This is a genomic window from Mesorhizobium sp. M0800 (assembly GCF_040320095.1).
In the GTDB taxonomy this organism is placed as follows: Bacteria; Pseudomonadota; Alphaproteobacteria; order Rhizobiales; family Rhizobiaceae; genus Mesorhizobium.
Genome location: NZ_JAMYOZ010000025.1, coordinates 32,063 through 51,110, shown reverse-complemented (window position 1 = coordinate 51,110; position 19,048 = coordinate 32,063). Strand labels below are relative to the sequence as shown.

24 protein-coding genes are annotated in these 19,048 nt (G+C 62.8%); 11 read left to right on the top strand and 13 right to left on the bottom strand.

The window, feature by feature from the left end; all coding sequences use genetic code 11:
* Positions 1–7: 7 nt before the first annotated feature.
* Positions 8–1,255 carry an MFS transporter gene (locus NKI18_RS24375; protein ID WP_352619713.1) on the bottom strand — a complete coding sequence of 416 codons (1,248 nt, stop codon included), beginning with the start codon at positions 1,253–1,255 and terminating at the stop codon, positions 8–10.
* Positions 1,256–1,351: 96 nt separating this feature from the next.
* Positions 1,352–1,546 carry a DUF1192 domain-containing protein gene (locus NKI18_RS24370; protein ID WP_023678495.1) on the bottom strand — a complete coding sequence of 65 codons (195 nt, stop codon included), beginning with the start codon at positions 1,544–1,546 and terminating at the stop codon, positions 1,352–1,354.
* Positions 1,547–1,670: 124 nt separating this feature from the next.
* On the opposite strand from NKI18_RS24370, the gene NKI18_RS24365 reads away from it, so the two are divergent.
* The 3 genes from NKI18_RS24365 (at position 1,671) to NKI18_RS24355 (ending at position 4,004) form a co-directional block, all read left to right on the top strand.
* Positions 1,671–2,681 (top strand): NAD(P)H-quinone oxidoreductase, encoded by a 1,011-nt coding sequence (locus tag NKI18_RS24365; RefSeq protein WP_352454845.1) that lies wholly within the window; start codon positions 1,671–1,673, stop codon positions 2,679–2,681.
* A 132-nt stretch (positions 2,682–2,813) separates the two neighbouring features.
* A complete protein-coding gene (locus tag NKI18_RS24360; protein WP_023678493.1) occupies positions 2,814–2,954 on the top strand; it encodes a DUF1127 domain-containing protein in 141 nt (46 codons plus the stop codon).
* Between the two features lie 354 nt (positions 2,955–3,308).
* The gene (locus NKI18_RS24355; protein ID WP_023678492.1) at positions 3,309–4,004 is read left to right on the top strand and encodes a DUF1013 domain-containing protein; all 696 of its coding nucleotides are present in this window, start codon (positions 3,309–3,311) and stop codon (positions 4,002–4,004) included.
* Between the two features lie 58 nt (positions 4,005–4,062).
* Here the strand turns inward: NKI18_RS24355 and NKI18_RS24350 are convergent, their stop codons facing one another.
* From NKI18_RS24350 to NKI18_RS24340, 3 genes are all read right to left on the bottom strand, one after another.
* Entirely contained in the window at positions 4,063–4,782 is a 720-nt protein-coding gene (locus NKI18_RS24350; protein WP_023678491.1) for a helix-turn-helix transcriptional regulator, read from the bottom strand.
* Positions 4,783–4,800: 18 nt separating this feature from the next.
* On the bottom strand, positions 4,801–5,208 hold the full coding sequence (locus NKI18_RS24345; protein ID WP_352619714.1) for a hypothetical protein: 408 nt from the start codon (positions 5,206–5,208) through the stop codon (positions 4,801–4,803).
* Between the two features lie 141 nt (positions 5,209–5,349).
* Positions 5,350–5,517 carry a hypothetical protein gene (locus NKI18_RS24340; RefSeq protein WP_352489312.1) on the bottom strand — a complete coding sequence of 56 codons (168 nt, stop codon included), beginning with the start codon at positions 5,515–5,517 and terminating at the stop codon, positions 5,350–5,352.
* Between the two features lie 203 nt (positions 5,518–5,720).
* Between NKI18_RS24340 and NKI18_RS24335 the strand changes: the two genes are divergently transcribed.
* Positions 5,721–5,882 carry a hypothetical protein gene (locus tag NKI18_RS24335; RefSeq protein WP_352540257.1) on the top strand — a complete coding sequence of 54 codons (162 nt, stop codon included), beginning with the start codon at positions 5,721–5,723 and terminating at the stop codon, positions 5,880–5,882.
* Positions 5,883–5,999: 117 nt separating this feature from the next.
* Here the strand turns inward: NKI18_RS24335 and NKI18_RS24330 are convergent, their stop codons facing one another.
* From NKI18_RS24330 to NKI18_RS24300, 7 genes are all read right to left on the bottom strand, one after another.
* Positions 6,000–6,731, bottom strand: a complete 732-nt coding sequence (locus tag NKI18_RS24330; RefSeq protein WP_352619715.1) for an SGNH/GDSL hydrolase family protein — start codon at positions 6,729–6,731, stop codon at positions 6,000–6,002.
* A gap of 83 nt (positions 6,732–6,814) precedes the next feature.
* Positions 6,815–7,555 carry a DUF899 domain-containing protein gene (locus NKI18_RS24325; RefSeq protein ID WP_352574799.1) on the bottom strand — a complete coding sequence of 247 codons (741 nt, stop codon included), beginning with the start codon at positions 7,553–7,555 and terminating at the stop codon, positions 6,815–6,817.
* 150 nt (positions 7,556–7,705) lie between these two features.
* Positions 7,706–8,731, bottom strand: coding sequence for a class I fructose-bisphosphate aldolase (locus NKI18_RS24320; protein ID WP_352619716.1), 1,026 nt, complete (start codon positions 8,729–8,731; stop codon positions 7,706–7,708).
* 140 nt (positions 8,732–8,871) lie between these two features.
* Entirely contained in the window at positions 8,872–10,068 is a 1,197-nt protein-coding gene (locus NKI18_RS24315; RefSeq protein ID WP_353020775.1) for a phosphoglycerate kinase, read from the bottom strand.
* Positions 10,069–10,230: 162 nt separating this feature from the next.
* A complete protein-coding gene (locus tag NKI18_RS24310; RefSeq protein ID WP_352619718.1) occupies positions 10,231–11,085 on the bottom strand; it encodes a transglycosylase SLT domain-containing protein in 855 nt (284 codons plus the stop codon).
* A 4-nt stretch (positions 11,086–11,089) separates the two neighbouring features.
* The gene (ispG, locus tag NKI18_RS24305) at positions 11,090–12,343 is read right to left on the bottom strand and encodes a flavodoxin-dependent (E)-4-hydroxy-3-methylbut-2-enyl-diphosphate synthase (RefSeq protein ID WP_352619719.1); all 1,254 of its coding nucleotides are present in this window, start codon (positions 12,341–12,343) and stop codon (positions 11,090–11,092) included.
* 200 nt (positions 12,344–12,543) lie between these two features.
* Positions 12,544–12,723 carry a YdcH family protein gene (locus tag NKI18_RS24300; RefSeq protein ID WP_023678481.1) on the bottom strand — a complete coding sequence of 60 codons (180 nt, stop codon included), beginning with the start codon at positions 12,721–12,723 and terminating at the stop codon, positions 12,544–12,546.
* 239 nt (positions 12,724–12,962) lie between these two features.
* Between NKI18_RS24300 and NKI18_RS24295 the strand changes: the two genes are divergently transcribed.
* Positions 12,963–13,166, top strand: a complete 204-nt coding sequence (locus NKI18_RS24295) for a YdcH family protein (protein ID WP_023678480.1) — start codon at positions 12,963–12,965, stop codon at positions 13,164–13,166.
* Positions 13,167–13,200: 34 nt separating this feature from the next.
* Here NKI18_RS24295 and NKI18_RS24290 read toward each other — a convergent pair whose 3' ends face one another.
* Positions 13,201–14,004, bottom strand: coding sequence for an IclR family transcriptional regulator (locus NKI18_RS24290; protein ID WP_352619720.1), 804 nt, complete (start codon positions 14,002–14,004; stop codon positions 13,201–13,203).
* Positions 14,005–14,132: 128 nt separating this feature from the next.
* Here NKI18_RS24290 and NKI18_RS24285 point away from each other — a divergent pair, with 128 nt between their 5' ends.
* The 6 genes from NKI18_RS24285 to NKI18_RS24260 all read left to right on the top strand — a co-directional run bounded on the left by NKI18_RS24285 (position 14,133) and on the right by NKI18_RS24260 (position 18,922).
* Positions 14,133–15,014: a transporter substrate-binding protein gene (locus tag NKI18_RS24285; RefSeq protein WP_031212143.1), complete on the top strand. Its 882-nt coding sequence runs from the start codon at positions 14,133–14,135 to the stop codon at positions 15,012–15,014.
* A gap of 66 nt (positions 15,015–15,080) precedes the next feature.
* The gene (locus tag NKI18_RS24280) at positions 15,081–15,746 is read left to right on the top strand and encodes an amino acid ABC transporter permease (protein ID WP_023678477.1); all 666 of its coding nucleotides are present in this window, start codon (positions 15,081–15,083) and stop codon (positions 15,744–15,746) included.
* A 1-nt stretch (position 15,747) separates the two neighbouring features.
* On the top strand, positions 15,748–16,398 hold the full coding sequence (locus tag NKI18_RS24275) for an amino acid ABC transporter permease (protein ID WP_352619721.1): 651 nt from the start codon (positions 15,748–15,750) through the stop codon (positions 16,396–16,398).
* A 4-nt stretch (positions 16,399–16,402) separates the two neighbouring features.
* Positions 16,403–17,197 (top strand): amino acid ABC transporter ATP-binding protein, encoded by a 795-nt coding sequence (locus NKI18_RS24270; RefSeq protein WP_352613466.1) that lies wholly within the window; start codon positions 16,403–16,405, stop codon positions 17,195–17,197.
* 34 nt (positions 17,198–17,231) lie between these two features.
* Positions 17,232–17,693, top strand: coding sequence for a RidA family protein (locus NKI18_RS24265; RefSeq protein ID WP_023678474.1), 462 nt, complete (start codon positions 17,232–17,234; stop codon positions 17,691–17,693).
* Positions 17,694–17,716: 23 nt separating this feature from the next.
* Complete coding sequence (locus tag NKI18_RS24260; RefSeq protein ID WP_352619722.1) at positions 17,717–18,922, top strand: aminotransferase class V-fold PLP-dependent enzyme; 1,206 nt, start codon at positions 17,717–17,719, stop codon at positions 18,920–18,922.
* Positions 18,923–19,048: the final 126 nt, after the last annotated feature.

The following is a 19,048-nucleotide window of genomic DNA, read 5'->3' as shown; positions in this document are numbered from 1 at the left end:
TCGAATCTCAACTGTCGGCTTCAGCTTTTCTGCGCGGGTCGAGCCGCAACGCTTCCGGCGTCACCGAGCGATCGGCCGGCTGGGTCTTGAAGGCATCGCGGCCTTCGATCGGCACCGGCGCGCGACGGCTGATGCGCAGCAGCGTATAGCTAGCCAGGCTGAGATGCGCGAGCGCAGTGGCCAGGAACAGCCCCTCAGGGCGCATCCAGCCCATCAGGCCGGCGGCCACCAGCGGACCGATCATCGTGCCGAAGCCATAAAGCAGCAGCAGGCCGCCCGACACTTTGACGAAGTCCTCCGATCGCGCATGGTCATTGGCATGCGCCACCGCGATCGAATAGAGCGTGTAGGCGAAGGCGCCGTAGGCGGCGGTGCAGACGATGACGAAGACGCCGGAGCGCGGTTCGAACAGGAAGATGGCGATGGCAAACAGCGCAGCGCCGAAGGCCGCGCCCGCCAGCACGAAACGACGGTCCGTCGTGTCGGAGAGCCGCCCGGCCGGAAGCTGCATGGCGGCGCCGGCGATGACCACGAGGCTCATCATCAGCGCGATCTCGGCTGTCGAGATGCCGATGCGCGCTCCATAGACGGCACCAAGTGTACCCCAGGCGCCGTTGGCGATGCCGATCAGCACGCAAGCGATCGCCGACACCGGCGAATTGACGTAGAGCCCCTTGACGTCAAGCGACACGTCCTGCAGCGGCTTGGGGTGAGACGCCGTCGAGACCGCCGTCGGGATCAGCGACAGGCAGAACAGAATGCCGGTGATCATGAACAGCGACGCCGATCTCACATCGCCGCCGGCAACGATCATCTGACCGCCCATGATCGAGGCATAGGTGACCATCATGTAGAGGCCGAAGACGGTGCCGCGGTTTTCGTTGGTGGCCTTCTCGTTAAGCCAGCTTTCGATGACCATGAAGGCGCCGGCCATGGTGAAGCCGGTGAAGGCGCGCAGCAGAATCCAGGTATATTCGTCGATGATCAGGCCGGTGAGCAGTGCGACGATCGCTCCCGATGCGGCAAAGGCGCCGAAAGCCCTGACATGACCGGCGCGGCGCACGATGCGTGGCGCAAAGAAGCAGCCGGTGACGAAGCCGCCGGCCCAAGCCGTGCCCATCAGGCCGAGCGATGCCGTCGAGAAGCCCTCCACCTGGCCGCGCAGCGGCAACAGCAGACCGTGCAGTCCGGATGCCGCCAACAGGAACGCGGTGCCGCGCAGCAGCGAGAGGATCGGTCTGTAGCTTGCGAACATTTTTCAATCCGGCTGGGGTTTTGGGCACAAGTCTGGAGACAGCGGCATTCGGGCTTTTCGGCGGCGTGCCCGAGCTTTTGGAATTACCCGCAGTAACTACCCGCGGCGAAACAGCGCCTCTGCCGCCGACTTGGTCGAGCCCTTGGTCTTGAGCTCGGCTTCCAGCCGGGCGATCTCGTCGCGCAGGATGCCGATCCGTTCGGACAATTCATCGACGGAAAGCAGCGACAGATCCTGCCCGATCTCGTGCGGGCGCGCTTTCTTCTTGGGTTCGTCGTCGAAGATCGCCATCGTCGCTCCTCCGTGATTGCCCATTTGCCTGATTTGCCAATGAGCATACATAGGGCAAGGGTATGGATGCAAATGGCGGGCAAGAGCTGGCACGAGAAACCGGCGGAGCACGACGGGAAAATTCATGGCGAACGCACAGAAAATTCCGGCGAAGATGATGGCGATCGCCATATCGGAACCGGGCGGGCCGCGGGTGCTGAAACCGGAAACCCGCGACGTACCGGTTCCCGGTCCCGGCGAGATCCTGATCCGGGTGCGGGCCGCCGGCGTCAACCGGCCGGACGTGCAACAGCGCAAGGGCGCCTATCCGCCACCGCCGGGAGCGTCGGATCTGCCGGGCCTGGAAGCAGCAGGCGAAGTCGCTGCCCTTGGTGACGAGATATCGCGCTGGCGCGTCGGCGACCGGGTCTGTGCGCTGACGGCGGGCGGCGGCTATGCCGAATATGTCAGAGTGCACGCCGGCAGCGTGCTGCCGCTGCCCGCCGGCTTTACCTACACCGAAGCGGCGGCGCTGCCGGAAAACTACTTCACTGTTTGGCACAATGTCTTCGAGCGCGGCGGCCTGAAGAGCGGCGAGACCCTGCTCGTGCATGGCGGCTCGTCGGGTATCGGCACCACGGCGATCCAGCTTGCCGCCGCTTTCGGCGCCTATGTCGTCACCACCGCCGGCAGCAAGGAGAAATGCGACGCCTGCCTCAAGCTCGGCGCCGACCGGGCGATCAACTACCGCGAAGAGGACTTCGTCGCCGCAGTCAAGGAGGCAACCGGCGGCAAGGGTGCCAATGTCATCCTCGACATGGTCGGCGGCGACTATGTGGCGCGAAACTATGAGGCTGCAGCCATGGAAGGCCGCATCGTCCAGATCGCGACGCAGGGCGGGGCGGTGGCGAGCGCCGATTTCTTCAAGATCATGGCCAAGCGGCTCGTGCACACAGGATCGCTGCTCAGGCCACGCACCGTGGAGTTCAAGGCGGCAGTTGCGGCTGCGCTGGAGGCGCAGGTTTGGCCGCTGCTCGGCACGCGCAAGGTTGCGCCGGTGATGGATACGATCTTCCCGCTCAAGGAAGCGTGGCGGGCGCATGAGCGGATGGAGGAGGGTGAGCACATCGGCAAGATTGTGCTCGATGTCGCCTGACGGCCCGCAAACAGGCTGAACGAAAGCTTAATGGTGCAATGCAACAAACGCATTGCGGCCATGCAAAAGCGTCTGTTCAATTTTTCATCGCCGATGCCTATTTACGCGGCATCAAAACGATGGAGGACTATCATGAACCCGATCCGCGCTTTCCGTAACTGGCGCATGTACAACGAAACCGTGCGCGAACTGAACCGGCTGAATGCTCGTCAGCTCAACGACCTCGGCATCAACCGCGGCGACATCGAGAGAATCGCCCGCAAAGGGCTTTGATCTCGAGCACGATCCCGCTCGAAGACCGGGCGCTGCTTTTCGGCAACGCCGAGCCGCGGTTCGGGATCAAGCTTTAGAAGCCAGAGCCGCAGCAGACGGATTTCCGTCGCCGGTTCCGAGCCCGCCCGACCTTGGTCTGGCGGGCTTTGTCTTTTTGAAGCTTTCGACTGCATGGCGTCATCTGCCGACCCTTCGCGGTCTGCTGGTCGCGCTGCCGTGCCGTCCTTGACGCGCGCCTGCCAAAAACATTGCGAAACGGCGAGCGAGCGGTTATATAGACCGCGATTTTCCCATTTTGGTGGCTCTAAACCACCGCCCGCGCGGGAACGCGGGCGAACGAGAAGGATTTTTGTAATGGCCAATACGCTGCTGATGCCAAAGGCGACCGCCGTCTGGCTGGTTGACAACACAGCGCTTTCCTTCGAGCAGATCGCGCAGTTCTGCGGACTGCATCCGCTTGAGGTCAAGGCGATCGCCGACGGCGAGTCGGCGCAAGGCATCAAGGGCATGGACCCGATCATGACCGGCCAGCTCACTCGCGACGAGATCGCGCGCGCCGAGAAGGACGCCAACCACCGGCTGAAGCTCTCCGATCCCAAGGTGCGGGTGCCGGAATCCAAACGCAAGGGTCCGCGCTACACGCCGCTGTCGAAGCGCCAGGACCGGCCCAACGCCATCCTCTGGCTGGTGCGCAACCATCCCGAGCTCAAGGATGCGCAGATTGCCCGCCTTGTCGGCACAACGAAGTCGACGATCGACCAGATCCGCGACAGAAAGCACTGGAACTCCGCCAATCTCCAGCCGATGGATCCGGTGACGCTCGGCCTGACGTCGCAGATCGACCTCGATATGGAAATCAACCGCGCCTCGCGCGGCCGCGAGCAGGCGCAGCCGGTCGGCGATACGCTGCTGCCGGCCGCCTTGACCGAACGGCTGGTGCCGGCGCCCGAAAAGCCGAAGGACGAGGACCGCGAACTTGACGCCAACGCCGTCTTCGCCAAGCTTTCGGCGCTGAAGTCGAAGGACAAGGACGCCGACGAAGAGGAATAGGTCTGGCATCCAAAACAAAAAGCCCGCTTTCAAGCGGGCTTTTTTGTGATCTTCCGCGTCAGCTTCGCGCCGCCCGGTCCGGCGCCATGCCGTAATCCTCGCTGCGCTCCACCGCGCGATAGAAATCGGCGAGCTGCTTGCCGCGCTCCGGCTTGAAGGTGCGGCCGGCGATGACCACCGAGGCGATGCGGTCGATGCGGAAGGCGCGGAAATCGCCGCGCATCTCACACCAGGCGACCAAGGTCCACACCTTGCCCCAGAACCACAGGCCAAGCGGGCGGATGTCGCGCGCAGTGCTGCGGCCGGCCTCATCCGAATAGTCGATGGTCAGCACCTGACGTTTCTCGATGGACCGCTCGATCAGGTCGATGGCTTCGCGGGCGGCATCGCTTACCACCCACATCGGCGTGTGGATCTCGGTACGGGCGATGCGGTCCTTTTCGGCGTCGGGCAACACGGCGCCTATCTTGACCAGCGCCTCGTCGGCGGCTCGCGCCATGGCCGCGCCACCAAAGGCGCGCACCATGCGGGCGCCGGCGACCAGCGCGACGATCTCGTCACGCGTGAACATCAGCGGCGGAAGGTCGAAACCCTCCCTCATCATGTAGCCGACACCGGCCTCGCCGTCGATCGGCACGCCGGTCGACTGCAGGTCTGCGATGTCGCGATAGATCGTCCGCTCGGAAACCTCGAGCCACGTGCCCAGCTTCTGGGCGGTGACCAGACGACCACCACGCAGATGCTGCACGATCTGGAAGAGCCTGTCGGCGCGGCGCATCGTATGGTCCCTCGGCGTCTATCGTTCCAGCCCTTCGCGCTTGCGCTGCGCGGCGACGAAGGCCGCGCCGAAGGACAGTTTCCTCGTTGTCGGCGTGCTTGCGTCGACCACCCGCCAGAACGGCGCAACGTCGCCCAGCGCCATACCACGCTCAAGATCCTCGTTGGCGGCCTCGGCGACGGTGCGCAGATGATAGCCGATGGTGACCGGACATGTCATCCCGGCACCGTGCTCGATGGCGAGAGCGGTGCGCAAAGCGCGGATATTCATGTCCATGCCTTCGGGGATGGAGCGGATGAATGCATTGACCTGGCGAGCTGTAGGAACCAGCATCGGCTGGCCTTCGACGACGTCGCCGATGGTGCGTGGCGACGGTCTTATGCCGTTGATGCCAGGCGTGTTCAGCCTGTCGTTCCAGCTTTTCATCGATCGTCCTCTCGGCCATCTGGCTCCGGCGGCCATCGCACTATGGCACGAGCCTCCTGACACCATACTGTCAGGAGGCTTCAGCATGCCCATTTCAGCTCGTCGCCAGGTCGCATCCAAACGCCACGCAGAAAGCTTGCCTCAATTGCCGCCATTGCGGCGGTCGCCATACATGTCCGGCCAACCAATATCCTTGCGGATGTCCGCGGGCAGGGTGTTCATGAACCGCTGGGTGCGGATCTCATTGCGCATCGTCCGGATCTTGCCGACATAGTGCTGCACGCTACGCAGAATGGTAATACCGTTCATGGCTGGTCTCCTCTCTTTCGATGCAGGCACTATCGCACACCCCTGCTGACAGCAGTCTGTCAGGAGGGTGCGGCTCTCATGACCGGCGTTCCGATTTATCCATCGAAGTGACAAGGCAGTGCTGAAAAGAGGCCTGCTGCACTGGAAAGACGGCGATCGCGGAGCCGCTTTGACAGCCAGCCGCGATGCTGATCAAAGGCTGCATGTCGAAACTTCTCGCGCTCGTCATCATCTTCATGATGGTCATCCAGCTCATCAAGCCGCTCGGCTGGCCCGGGCTGAAGCGGCGCAGCGATTTCTGGAAGCTGGCGCTGCTGGCGATGGCGGCGATTTCGATTACAGCGGTGCTCGGGCACTGGACGTAATGCATGTCGCGCAAAAGTGTGCAGCGGTTTTGCGACAACGACATGCATAAAAACAAGAACCTGAAGCGCGTCGGATGAGGCCAATCGAACGCGACGCGCTTTAGTGCGGGCGGCCCGCTACGCGACGCCCGGTTCGTTGGCGAGCGCCAGGCTGACCAGATGTTCCGCCCAGGCTCGGTAGCCGGCTTCCGAAGCGTGAAATCCATCCGATGCGAAGCCGGCATCGGCATCCGTGATCGGCAGCCGGGGCGCCGGTATGGTGCCGCGTTCGAGGCAAAGGCGCTCGCCCATCCGGTTCATTTCGACGGCGCGGATTTCGAGGATCTTGCCGAGCAGCGGCGGCATTGCCGGAGCCCGGGTGAACTCCAGCACCGGCGACCACACGACGCGCGCTTCCGGCCATTTGGCGCGCAGCGCGTAGAGCAGGCCGCCAAACTCGCGCTTGAAGCGCGGTACCGAATGAAAATTCTTGGTGTCGTTGGTACCGATGGCCAGCACGATATGCGTCCACGGATCGGCCGATAGATTGGGCAGCACATGATCGCGGATCTGGCCAGAGGTTGCCGAGTTGAAGCCGGCCGCCCGCCAGCGCACGGTGCGGCCGGTGCGTTGCGCAATCAGAACTGCCAGTTGCGCGGCCAATCCGTTTTCGGAATTGCCGATGCCTACCGAGGCGGCGGAGGAATCGCCAAGCACCAGAACCGAGATTGCTGGCGCCAGGCCAGATATCTCGTGCATGACCGGACCTTGTGCCGGCAGCATGCGGGTGGTGCGGCGACGCACGCCAAGTCCTTGCCAGACATAGACCGGAAAGGCGAGCCAGGTGAGAAGGGTCGGAAAGCGCCGCATGGCAAGTCCCTTTTAGGGCATAGCGAACAGCACTTAGCGCATGTCGGGCCGAAGGCGAAAGACCTTGGGTGACCGCTCCGTCGTCAATGGCAGCAGCTGTCCTGCATCTCGGGCGTATCCGCATATTCGTCGTGCAGCCGCACCCAGTCCACCAGGCTATGGTGGGGACCGGTTTCGTTGCGACCCTTCGGCGTCAGGTCGAGATAGTGATAGGCGCCGATCAGCGGATCGCCGCCTCTGGAGCGCGAGATAAAAGTCAGGAAGATGTCGCCTTTCTCGTCGCGATAGAACACGCTGGTGCCGGGAAGATCCTTCGATTGCCGCGCGCGCCGCTCGAAATTGTAGGTCGTGTCGCCGGCCGCGATCTGCTTGTCGGTGAATGACACCTGCATGTCGAAGTTGAAGTCCGAAGCGTACGACGACACCCAGTCGAATTTCCAGCCCATGCGCTGCTTGTAGGGCAGAAGCTCGGCCAGCGGCGCCCGCGCCACCACCACGAGCGAGACATCGTGATGCCTGAGATGCTGGTTGGCGCCGTCGATGTGATCGGCAAGGAACGAGCAGCCCTCGCAACGATAGTCGGCGCCCGGCCCGAACATGAAATGGTAGACGATCAGCTGGCTGTTGCCGCCGAACAGGTCAGGCAGTTTCTTCGGCCCTTGCTCGGTCTCGAAGACGTAGTCCTTGCGGATCTTCAGCCACGGCAATTCGCGGCGTTCGGCGGCGACACGATCGCGAAAGCGCGTCAATTCCTTTTCGCGCGCCAGATGCGCCTTGTGCGCCTGAAACCAGTCTTCCTGCGACACGGTCTTGTTGTTTGGCATAGGTCTGCTCCTCTTTTCACGGAGGACGATCGGCAGCGAGGAATGCCGACACAGAGCTGCATTTTTAGTTGCAGGAAATTGCAGACCTTGCTGCTTTCAAACAAACCCGGGCACATGGCCCGGGTCGGAGGGAACGCAACCTGAATTCCGTCAGGCGGCTTGCTCAAGCGTCGGCTGCCATTGTCCAAGCGCTGCCAGATGGTTCATATGGGCGCGATGGGCGAAGGCAGCCTGTGCGGCGGCGACGTTCGCTGCCTTGCCGCCCCAGGCCTTCTGCGGAGCGGCCTGCAAGGCGCGGCCGTAGGAGAAGGTCAGCTTCCACGGATGCGGGCCGATGGCGTTGATGGCATTGAGGTTGGCGGTCGCCTCCTCGTCCGATTGTCCGCCCGAAAGGAAGGCGATGCCTCCAATCGCCGCCGGCACCGTCTCGCGGAACAGTTTTATGGTCTTTTCGGCGACTTCCTCGGGGCTGCTGACCTTGCCCGATTTCTTGCCGGCGAGGACCATGTTCGGTTTCAGGATGGTGCCTTCGAGCACGACGCGGGCCGCATAGAGCTCGGTGTACAACTTTGTCAGTGTCGCCTTGCTGATCTCGTAGCAGGTGTCGATGTCGTGGGCGCCGTCCATCAGCACCTCCGGCTCGACGATCGGCACGATGCCGGCCTCCTGGCAAAGCGCGGCGTAACGGGCGAGCGCATGGGCGTTCGAGCCGATCGAGGCGGCGGAAGGCACGCCCTTGGCAACATCGATGTCGATCACCGCGCGCCATTTGGCAAAGCGGGCGCCGAGCTTGTAATAGTCGGCAAGGCGTTCGCGCAGGCCGTCGAGGCCCTCGGTGATGGTGTCGCCGGGAAAGCCGGCCAGCGGCTTGGCGCCGGCGTCGACCTTGATGCCAGGGATAGCGCCTGATGCCTTGATGATGTCGACCAGCGGTGTGCCGTCGGCGGCCTTCTGGTGAATGGTCTCGTCGTAGAGGATGACGCCGGAAATGTACTTGGTCATTGCATCGCTGGCGCGGAACATCATCTCGCGATAGTCGCGGCGGCTGTCGGCGGTCGACTCGACGCCGATGACGTCGAAGCGCTTCTTGATGGTGCCGGAGCTCTCGTCGGCAGCCAGCAGGCCCTTGCCATTGGCCACAATCGCGGCGGCAATGTCCTCGAGACGTTCGCTCATCGTGCTTCTCCTGAAAGAATTGATCCGTGCCCAGCAGACCACCAGAGCAGCGCAGGTTCAAGTCGAACAATTTCGCCGGGTAAGCGCGAATCGATTGAAAGTCGCGGGCGCCCTCTTTCGCGCTGTTATTGCGGCCGATCTCAGCGCTTCAGCACGTCGACGCCAGGCAAGGGTTTGCCTTCCATCCATTCCAGGAAAGCGCCACCGGCCGTCGAGACATAGGTGAAATCGTCGGCGACGCCGGCATGGTTGAGTGCCGCTACCGTGTCGCCGCCGCCGGCGACGGAAACCAGTTTGCCGGCCTTGGTGCGCGCCCCAGCGTGCCGGGCCGTCGCCACCGTCGCATGGTCGAACGGCTCGATCTCGAAGGCGCCGAGCGGTCCGTTCCAGACCAGCGTCGCGGCGCGGTCGATCCATTCGGCAATGGTTTTCACGGTCTTTGCGCCGACGTCGAGGATCATGCCGTCGGCCGGCACGTCTGCTACGGCGACGGTCTCGCTGGCGGCGCCGGCCTTGAACTCCCTGGCGACAACGCCGTCGGCGGGCAGGATGATGGCGCAGCCGGCCTCGGCCGCCTCGATCATGATCTGCTTGGCGGTGGTCGCGAGATCACGCTCGCACAAGGATTTCCCGACGTCGGTGCCGCGTGCCGCGAGAAACGTGTTGGCCATGCCGCCGCCGATGACCAGCGCGTCGACCTTCTTCACCAGGTTCATCAACAGGTCGATCTTGGTCGAGACCTTGGCCCCGCCGACGATGGCCACAACCGGACGGACGGGATTGCCAAGACCCTTTTCCAACGCGTCGAGCTCGGCCTGCATGGTGCGGCCGGCGAAGGAAGGCAGCACATGCGCCAACCCTTCCGTCGACGAGTGGGCGCGGTGCGCAGCGGAGAAGGCGTCGTTGACGAAAATGTCGCCGTTGGCGGCGAGCTTTTCGGTGAAGGCCGGATCGTTCTGCTCCTCGCCCTTATGGAAGCGGGTGTTCTCGAGCAGCAATACGTCGCCGTTATTCATGGCAGCAACGGCATTTGCCGCCTTGTCACCGATGCAGTCGGAGGCAAAGCCAACCGGACGGCCGAGCACGTCCGCCGTCGCCTTGGCGATCGGCTCGAGCGAGAATTCCGGCGCAGGTCCATCCTTGGGCCGGCCGAAATGGGCAAGCAGGATGACCTTGGCTCCCTTGCCGGAGAGCTCGGCGATGGTCGGCGCAATGCGCTCGATGCGGGTGGCGTCGGTGACCTTGCCCTCGGTGGCGGGAACGTTGAGGTCGACACGCACCAGCACACGCTTGCCGCTGATATTGCCGATGTCGTCCAGTGTCTTGAAGCCGGCCATGCTGATCCCTTTCACGAAAAATCGCGGGGACCTTACCCCGCATCGACGACGATGCAAGACCTGCCTAACGGTTCACCGAAAATATGATTCACGTATCGAGGACGAAGTGCCCACGGGGAGCGAGATGGGCAGCAATGGCGCAAAACGCTCCGACATATGGCTTTACCGGTTGCGTACCACGATGCAGGCGCCGCCGACGCTTTGCAGCTTGTCGCAGATCGTGTCGGCCTTGGCTCTGCTATCGGCGCCGATCCGCACGGCATAGATGCCGCGCCTACCGATCGGGGTACGTACCCGGCTGACCACCGGATCGTGGCCGGCAAGCATTGCCGGGAACCGGCTTTTCACTCTCAGCCACTGGTTGAGCGCTGCGGCGCGGCGAAAATTGCCGGCCACCTGCACGCCCCACGGCTTGATGTTGATCGACGACATCGGCACGGTTCTGGACATGATCACCGGCAGCTCGCGGCAAGCAGCAGCGAAACTCGCCTTCTTGTCGAGCGGCCGGATGACGCCGGCGTAGGCGGTATTGGTGAAGTTGTCGGCCGGCTCGCCCATGACGTCCAACACGTAGCTTTCGGTCTCCATCGGCAGGAAGCCGCCGGAATGCAGCCAGCGCGTCACCCGGCTCTCGCCGGCATTGTAGGCTGCGGCGGCGAGGCCGAGATTGCCGAAACCGGATTTCATTTCGGCGAGGTATTTTGCCGAGGCCGGGATCGCCTGTTCGATGTCGAAGGAATTGGCGAGCCCGCGCATCCTGGCGGTGCCCGGCATGAACTGGGCAATGCCTTCGGCGCCGACCGGGCTGACCGCATTGGGATCGAAACGGCTTTCCTTCCAGATCAGCCGGGCAAAGAAATCCCTGGGCAGCCCGTTCCGGTCGGCATGGGCCTCGATCAGGTTGCAAACCTGGTCGATCAGCTTCTTTTTGGCGGGCCGTGGTGGATCGGCCTGAACGGCTGTCGCCCAGATCAGCCCGCAAATGAGAACCAGCGCCGCGCCGAGCAAACGCCGCATTCAACTACTCCGCCGCGGCTTTGTCGTGCTGCCCGAACCGCCGTTCGATATAGTCGGCGACCATCTTCTCGAAATCCGCGGCAATCGATGGGCCGCGCAGCGTCGCCGCCTTCTTGCCGTCGACGAATACCGGAGCGGTCGGCATCTCGCCGGTGCCGGGCAGCGAAATGCCGATATCGGCATGTTTGGATTCGCCCGGACCGTTGACGATGCAACCCATCACCGCGACCTTGAGGTTCTCGACGCCGGGATATTGTTCACGCCACACCGGCATGTTCTTGCGCAGGTCGGCCTGGATGTTCTGGGCAAGCTCCTGGAACACGGTCGAGGTCGTGCGGCCGCAACCAGGGCAGGCGGCGACGATCGGCACGAACTGCCGGAAGCCCATGGTCTGCAACAGCTCCTGCGACACCTGCACTTCGCGTGTGCGGTCGCCGTTCGGCTCCGGCGTCAGCGAGATGCGGATGGTGTCGCCGATGCCTTGCTGGAGCAGGATGCCCATGGCCGCGGACGAGGCGACGATGCCTTTCGAGCCCATGCCGGCCTCTGTCAGGCCGAGGTGCAGCGCATGGTCGGATCGGGTGGCAAGCTCGGTGTAGACGGCGATCAGATCCTGCACGCCGCTGACCTTGGCCGACAGGATGATTTTCTCGCGCGCAAGGCCGATCTCTTCGGCCATTTCGGCCGACAGGATCGCCGATTGCACGATTGCCTCGCGCGTCACTTCCTGCGCGGCCAGCGGAAAGCCTTGGGCCTTGTTGTCATCCATCAGCCGGGTCAGCAGCTCCTGGTCGAGCGAACCCCAGTTGACGCCGATGCGCACCGGTTTGTCGTATCGGATCGCCATCTCGACGATCGCCGCGAACTGCCGGTCTTTCTTGTCCTTGAATCCGACATTGCCGGGATTGATACGGTATTTGGCCAGTGCTTCGGCGCAGGCCGGATGATCGGCCAGGAGCTTGTGGCCGATATAATGGAAATCGCCGACCAGCGGCACGTCGATGCCGAGCCGTTCCAGCCGCTCGCGGATGGCCGGCACGGCGGCAGCGCTTTCGTCGCGATCGACGGTTATGCGCACGATCTCGGAGCCGGCGCGATGCAACGCCGCCACTTGCGCGACCGTCTGGTCGATATCGGCCGTGTCGGTGTTGGTCATCGACTGGACGACGACTGGGGCGCCGCCGCCGACCATCACGCCGCCGACGTCGACACCGACCGACCTGCGGCGCGGGAAGGGTGAGGAAAAATATCCGGTCATGCCGGCTGCCTTTAATCTTGAAGGTCCGGGCATGAGGTGGAGGAGCAAAGATGGCTTGTCAATGGCGACTGGCGCGCAGGCCTAGCAAATCGGAAACAACAAGACGGCAGCTTGCCGCAAATCCATGGGCGTTTCCGGCAGCATAGCGATGCCACCGGAAAGATCGCGCGCCGGGCGGCGCTTCTAGTCCTGGAAGGGCTTCAGTGGGTCGTCGGTTTCGCCTTCAGTTTTTCAATCTCGTCCTTGAGCGCCAGCTTGCGCCGCTTGAGATTCACGATTTCGAGGTCGTCTACCGACGGATGGGTCATCGCATCGTCGATTTCCCGTTCGATGTCGCCGTGTTTCCGCTGCAGCTCATCAAGATGGGATGCAAGAGACATGATTGGTTCTCCCTTTCATGGTTTCCTCGGATTGCAGCCGTCATGGCACGTCCACCGCAGGCTCGCTTCTGTGACGGCATAATGACAGTGTGCCACCATCGCGCACCGATGTCGAATGCTGCGTGGTAGCATTCCACGCCAATATGAAATGTGATATGGGCTGCGCGCCGGTGCAAGAAGACCCGGTCCCGCCCAATCAGGCCCATAGTTTGGGCGCCGCAGACGTGCAGACGGTAAAAATGTCCGATCAGGAACAGGCAGATATCCGCCTCGAATATTCCCGGCTGAAGCAGGAACACGCCGATTTCGACGCCGCCATCAATGCGATGATCGCCATGAACTGCGACCCGCTGCAGATCCAGCGCATGAAGAAAAAGAAGCTCTTCCTTAAGGACAGGCTGATGGCGCTGGAAGACAAGATCATTCCAGACATTATCGCTTGAACGGACGCCGGCGCCGGCCTGCTGGAAAGGCGGCCTATGCCGCGATCGAAAGCCGCGCGGCGCGCTCGAGCAACAGCTCAATCAGGTCATCGGTCTTTTCGGTCGAGGTATCGATGGGAACCACCAGGCACATCGTCGCCTCGACCCTGCCCGGCGCTGAAAAGACCGGCGCGGCCAGGCATTTCGTGTAGGCATCGACAAGGCCGGAGGTGACGCAGTAGCCGGCCGACTTGGCGACGGCGATGTCGTCTATGAAATCGTCGAGCTGCAATCTGCGGCCGTCCGGCAGCACGAGATCGTCCTCGGAGACCATATCCTCGATCGCTGCCCTGTCGAAGCCGGCGAGGAGCAGTCGCCCGGAAGCTGTCCAGGGGAGCGGTATTTGCAGACCCGTCGCCGAGCTGATCCGGAATGGCCTCGTTCCCGGGCTTGAATGGACGATGGTGTAGCGGCCGCTTTGCAGCATGCACAACTCCGAGGTCTCGCCGGTCTCGCGTGACAGATGATCGACTTCCTGGCGCCCTCGCCTGAGCAGGTCGTTGCCCCGCACATAGTCCATTCCGTAGAGATAGAGCTTCTTTCCGAAATAGACCCGATTGCCGTCTCCGGCCATCTCCAGCAGGCCTGCGTCGACCAGCGAGCGCACAAGCGTATAAGTCGTCGAACGCGGCGCGTTTACCCCCTTGGCAAGGTCGCCGATGCCGATCGCACGCTGGGTCGTGTGGAGAAACTCCAAAATCTGGAGAACCCGGTTGAGACCCTTCTCCCGAGAGCCCGAGTTCTTGTCTTCGTCCAGACCGATGTCCGGTCGAGCGGCCAAGGCATTGCCATCTTGCATTATCGATCCCTGATGTTAATCTGTCTTGTACAGAGTACAGGCGTCTCTTGTAAGGGACAATGACGTCAGTTGCAACCGATGCCTGTACTGCTGGTCCAAAGGGGAACTCAACACGAAAGGAGGTCGCCGTGAACGACACATCCAAAAGGCGTGAATTTCTGAAACTGGGAATGGCCGGGCTTGCAACGGCCGGAGTGATGAGCGCCGCTACCGCGGTCGACGTTCAGAAAGCGGCGGCCCAGGCAGCGCCGGACAGCCTGCTGCGCACCGTCCTCGAGCGCGGCAAGGTGATCGTCGGCACCGGCAGTACCAATGCGCCCTGGCATTTCGAGAACGACGCCGGCGAACTGGTGGGCATGGACATCACCATGGGTCGCATTCTCGCCAAGGGGCTTTTCGACGATCCGACCAAAGTGGAATTCGTCATGCAGGATCCGGCTCAGCGCATTCCGAACGTGACCACCAACAAGGTCGACATCACCATCCAGTTCATGACCATGACCGCCCAGCGCTCGCAGCTGATCCACTTCTCCCGACCCTACTACGTCGAAGGCATCGCCTTGCTGACCCTTCCGAACGCCGAAAACAAGACCTTCGACAAGCTGCTTGCCGGCGGTTCGGCGACGCGGATTTCCATCCTGCAAAATGTCGATGCCGAGGCTAACGTGCATATCGTCCTGCCGGAGTCGCAGGTGATGCAGATAGACACGCAGGCCAACGTGCTGCAGGCCTTGGAATCGAAGCGCGTCGACGCCGCCGCGGTCGATCTGTCAACGGTACGCTGGCTCGCCTCGCGCAATCCGGATAAGTACTTCGATGCCGGCAAGAGCTGGTTCTCGATGCTTTATGGTGCCGCGCTGCGGCAGGGCGACCTCGACTGGCTGACCTTCGTCAACCAGACCTTCACCATCGCCATGTTCGGCCATGAAACGGCACTCTACGACGCTGCGTTCAAGGATTATTTCGGACAGGAGCCGCCGGCGCGCCATCCCGGTTTCCCGGTCATCTGATGCAAGCAGGCGGAAGGACAACGTCCTTCCGCCTTCTCTCATCACAGCCCTCCATGACGAGGACGCATGGGTTATACTCTCAACTTCAACCTTATCTGGCGGCATTTCGACAAGCTCTGGGGCGGACTGCTGCTAAGCCTCGAACTGGCCGTCATCTCGATCGCGATCGGCATCGTCATCGGGCTCGTTCTGGCGGTCTGGTACGTGTCGGCCGGGCGTGCGGTGCGGACCATCATCGCGGGGTATGTCGAGTTCATCCGCAACGTGCCGCTGATCCTGCTCGTCTATCTGGTCTTCTACGGCTTGCCGACGGTGGTCGACATTGCCTACAGCGCGCAAACCTCATTCATTGCCACGCTGTCGCTCTACAGCGGCGCCTACCTGGTCGAGGTGTTTCGCTCGGGGCTCGAGGCGGTGCCGCGCGGTCAGCTCGACGCTGGCAAGGCAATCGGCCTGACGCCATGGCAAAGGCTGCTCGATGTGCGCCTGCCGACGATGCTGCGCATAACCCTGCCGGCGCTTTCCAACACATTCATATCGCTCTTCAAGGATACGTCCGTGGCGTCGGTCATCTCGGTACCCGAACTCACTTATGGCGCCCAGTGGATCAACTTCAACACGTTCCGCATTGTCGAAGTCTATCTGGTGGTGACGGCAATGTACCTGTTGACCGGCTACACGCTGCTTTTCGCGCTGCGGCTCGTCGAGCGCCGGTTCAAGGCGGCGCGCTGACATGCTGAGCCAGATCATCTACGCCTTGCCGTTCCTCGCCGAAGGCTTTGCCGTAACCTTGTGGGTGTCGCTGCTGGTCGTGGTGTTATCGCTCATCGCCGGCGTGCTGATGGGCGTCGGCCTTGTCTATGGTCCTTTTCCGCTGCGCTGGGCAGTGCGCATCTTCAGCGACACCATACGCGGCATTCCGATCCTGGTGCTGATCTTCTTCGTCTATTACGGCCTGCCCGCGGTGGGGCTGCATCTGGAATCCTTTTGGGCGGCCGTGTTCGCCCTCACCCTCTTCAAGACCGCACAAGTCGTCGAGTATCTCAGGGGCGCCGTCGGCTCGATTCCCAAGGGTCAGTCCGAGGCGGCGATGGCGATCGGACTGACCTTTCGCCAGCGGCTGGCCTACGTCATTTCTCCGCAGGCGTTCAGGCGCTTCCTGCCACCCTGGATAAATGGCGTCACCGACGCGGTGAAGGGCAGCGCGCTGGTCTCGCTGCTCGGCATCACCGACCTCATGCAGGCAATCAACCAGGTCATCGGCCGCACCTATGAGGCGATGCCGCTCTACATTCTCGGTGCGCTCGTCTACTTCGCCGTCAACTACGCCCTCTCCTTGGCCAGCCGGCGCCTGGAGCAGCGTTTCTCCTTCATCCGGGAATAGCACGATGTCCAACGCCTCGCACCAGAATCCGGCACTTCTCGATGTCACCGAGGTTTCCAAAGCCTTTGGATCCGTCGAGGTCCTGCGCTCCGTCAGTCTCAAGGTGACACGCGGCGAGGTCGTGACTGTCATCGGCCCTTCCGGCAGCGGCAAGACCACGCTGCTGCGCTGCGTCAACTTCCTGGAGAGCTACGACAGCGGCTCGATCCGTATCGACGGCAAAGAAGTCGGCTATCGCGAGACGGGAACGCGCCAGCGACGCAGCGAGCGCGACCTGGCGGCGATGCGAGCCGAGACCGGAATGGTGTTCCAGAGCTTCAATCTGTTTCCGCACTTGACTGCGGCCGGCAACATCATGCTTGGCCTGCGCAAGGTGCGCGGCAAGAGCAATGCCGAGGCCCGCACCATTGCCGAGCACTGGCTCGGCCGCGTAGGCCTCGCCCACAAAGCCGACAGTCTGCCGGCCGAGCTTTCCGGCGGCCAGCAGCAGCGCGTCGGCATCGCCCGCGCCGTGGCGATGGAGCCGAAGATATTGCTTCTCGACGAGATAACCTCGGCGCTCGACCCCGAACTGGTTGGCGAGGTGCTCGAGGTCGTGCGCAGCCTCGCCGAAGACGGCATGACGATGCTGATGGTCACGCATGAAATGGCTTTTGCGCGCGACGCATCGAGCCGCATCGTTTTCATGGCGGATGGCGGCGTCAGTGCCGTCGGACCACCCGCCGAGATTCTGGCGGCGGGGTTCGACAATGAACGCCTTCGCAGTTTCCTGGCGCGGTTTCGCGCCTCGCATTTTTGACATCGGACGGCGAAAGCTGTCGCAAGGAGCTTTTATGACGCCTTACATCCGGCTCGCGGAATTGGGCCTGACACTGCCCGAGCCGCCGAAGCCCATCGCCAACTTCGTCACCTATGCCGAGAGCGGACGGCTGATCTTCCTCTCCGGCCAGGGGCCGTTGCGCGCCGATGGCGCGCTCTGCACCGGCAAGGTCGGAGAGGATGTCAGCGTTGAAGAGGCCTACGGGCATGCGCGTCTGACCGGCCTGAACCTGCTCGCCGTCATGCATGCGGCGGCCGGCGACCTCGGCCGCATCGTGCGCGTCGTCAAGCTGCTTGGCTTTGTCAATGCGACGCCGACGTTCAGCGAGCACCCCAAGGTGGTGAACGGCTGTTCCGATCTTTTCGCGGCCGTCTTTGATACGCTTGGCGGACATGCCCGTTCCGCGATCGGTGTCGGCTCGCTGCCGGGCAACATCACAGTTGAAATCGAGGCGGTCGTCGAGATCGCCGCCTGAAATCTTAAACAGGATCTACAGAGATGACGACCTATGCCGCTGACCGTTCCAACACGACAATCCGCGAACGGCTTGGCCTTCGCCCGATCATCAATGTTTCCGGTACGATGACGGCGCTCGGCGCTTCGATCATCGTGCCAGAAGCGATTGCCGCAATGTCGGAAATCGCCTCGCAATGGGTCGAGATGGACGATCTGCAGCGCGCCGCAAGTAGGGTGATTGCACGCCTTACCGGCGGCGAGGCCGGCTTCATCACCGCATGCTGCGCCAGCGGCATAACAATGGCAATTGCCGGCGCGATGACCGGGACCAGCCTTCTTGCGATCGAGCGGCTGCCGGACGACACCGAGGGCCTCAAATCGGAGGTCATCGTTCAGCTTGGTCACATCGTCAATTACGGCGCGCCGATCGACCAGTCGATCCGGCTTGCCGGAGCCAAGGCAGTGCCTGCCGGCACGGTCAGCGTCACCCAGGATTATCATGTTGCCGAGGCGATCCGGGACCGGACGGCGGCAGCCCTCTACGTCGTTGCGCACCACACCGTGCAATACGGCATGCTCTCGCTTGAGGAGTTCTGCGAGATTTGCCACGCCAAGGGCGTGCCGGTGATCGTCGACGCCGCCTCGGAGTACGATTTGCGTGGCTTTCTGGCGCGCGGCGCCGACATTGTTGTCTACAGCGGGCACAAATTTCTCTCAGGGCCGACAAGCGGCATCGTTGCCGGCCGCAAGGATCTGGTACGGGCCGCCTATCTCCAGAACCGGGGCGTTGCGCGCGCCATGAAGGTCGGCAAGGAGAGCATTGCCGGCACTATGGCGGCCCTGGAAGCCTGGGAGCGGCGCGACCATGCCGGCATTCGCCAGCGGGAAGAAGCCGCACTGCATCTGTGGCAAACCGCATTGCAGGGCCTGCCTGGCATCGAGGCACGTATCATTCCAGATCCGACCGGAAATCCTCTCGACCGCCTGCAGGTGTTTGTTGCGCCGGAAAGCCGCTTCACCGCCGCCGGCCTCGCCTCGGCGCTTGCGGCGGGTTCGCCGCCTGTGATCGTGCGCAACCACGAGGTCGAGCGCGGTCACTTCTTCCTTGATCCGTGCAATCTCCATCCCGGCGAGGCGGAGATCGTTGCCGAACGCCTGCGGGCGGCGTTGAGTGCTGCCGATCGGCCCGCGGATGCGATGAAACCCGGTCGCAAGCAGTCCGCCGGAGCGCTGCGCTGGCCGGACTAGACATCGCCAGAGCGTGGTCGAGCCAGTGCCTTCCAGCGCCGGCTTCGCATCGGGCCAGTGCGCCATCACGGCAGTGTGAATGAACTTTTAGTCTTCGGGCGGAATAAACCACCCCGCCCATTGGTC

Bases quoted from the DNA above. Each gene is read 5' to 3' on its own strand.
- NKI18_RS24375 (WP_352619713.1), bottom strand. From the start codon at position 1,255: ATGTTCGCAAGCTACAGACCGATCCTCTCGCTGCTGCGCGGCACCGCG.
- NKI18_RS24370 (WP_023678495.1), bottom strand. From the start codon at position 1,546: ATGGCGATCTTCGACGACGAACCCAAGAAGAAAGCGCGCCCGCACGAG.
- NKI18_RS24365 (WP_352454845.1), top strand. From the start codon at position 1,671: ATGGCGAACGCACAGAAAATTCCGGCGAAGATGATGGCGATCGCCATA.
- NKI18_RS24360 (WP_023678493.1), top strand. From the start codon at position 2,814: ATGAACCCGATCCGCGCTTTCCGTAACTGGCGCATGTACAACGAAACC.
- NKI18_RS24355 (WP_023678492.1), top strand. From the start codon at position 3,309: ATGGCCAATACGCTGCTGATGCCAAAGGCGACCGCCGTCTGGCTGGTT.
- NKI18_RS24350 (WP_023678491.1), bottom strand. From the start codon at position 4,782: ATGCGCCGCGCCGACAGGCTCTTCCAGATCGTGCAGCATCTGCGTGGT.
- NKI18_RS24345 (WP_352619714.1), bottom strand. From the start codon at position 5,208: ATGAAAAGCTGGAACGACAGGCTGAACACGCCTGGCATCAACGGCATA.
- NKI18_RS24340 (WP_352489312.1), bottom strand. From the start codon at position 5,517: ATGAACGGTATTACCATTCTGCGTAGCGTGCAGCACTATGTCGGCAAG.
- NKI18_RS24335 (WP_352540257.1), top strand. From the start codon at position 5,721: ATGTCGAAACTTCTCGCGCTCGTCATCATCTTCATGATGGTCATCCAG.
- NKI18_RS24330 (WP_352619715.1), bottom strand. From the start codon at position 6,731: ATGCGGCGCTTTCCGACCCTTCTCACCTGGCTCGCCTTTCCGGTCTAT.
- NKI18_RS24325 (WP_352574799.1), bottom strand. From the start codon at position 7,555: ATGCCAAACAACAAGACCGTGTCGCAGGAAGACTGGTTTCAGGCGCAC.
- NKI18_RS24320 (WP_352619716.1), bottom strand. From the start codon at position 8,731: ATGAGCGAACGTCTCGAGGACATTGCCGCCGCGATTGTGGCCAATGGC.
- NKI18_RS24315 (WP_353020775.1), bottom strand. From the start codon at position 10,068: ATGGCCGGCTTCAAGACACTGGACGACATCGGCAATATCAGCGGCAAG.
- NKI18_RS24310 (WP_352619718.1), bottom strand. From the start codon at position 11,085: ATGCGGCGTTTGCTCGGCGCGGCGCTGGTTCTCATTTGCGGGCTGATC.
- ispG (WP_352619719.1), bottom strand. From the start codon at position 12,343: ATGACCGGATATTTTTCCTCACCCTTCCCGCGCCGCAGGTCGGTCGGT.
- NKI18_RS24300 (WP_023678481.1), bottom strand. From the start codon at position 12,723: ATGTCTCTTGCATCCCATCTTGATGAGCTGCAGCGGAAACACGGCGAC.
- NKI18_RS24295 (WP_023678480.1), top strand. From the start codon at position 12,963: ATGTCCGATCAGGAACAGGCAGATATCCGCCTCGAATATTCCCGGCTG.
- NKI18_RS24290 (WP_352619720.1), bottom strand. From the start codon at position 14,004: ATGCAAGATGGCAATGCCTTGGCCGCTCGACCGGACATCGGTCTGGAC.
- NKI18_RS24280 (WP_023678477.1), top strand. From the start codon at position 15,081: ATGGGTTATACTCTCAACTTCAACCTTATCTGGCGGCATTTCGACAAG.
- NKI18_RS24275 (WP_352619721.1), top strand. From the start codon at position 15,748: ATGCTGAGCCAGATCATCTACGCCTTGCCGTTCCTCGCCGAAGGCTTT.
- NKI18_RS24270 (WP_352613466.1), top strand. From the start codon at position 16,403: ATGTCCAACGCCTCGCACCAGAATCCGGCACTTCTCGATGTCACCGAG.
- NKI18_RS24265 (WP_023678474.1), top strand. From the start codon at position 17,232: ATGACGCCTTACATCCGGCTCGCGGAATTGGGCCTGACACTGCCCGAG.
- NKI18_RS24260 (WP_352619722.1), top strand. From the start codon at position 17,717: ATGACGACCTATGCCGCTGACCGTTCCAACACGACAATCCGCGAACGG.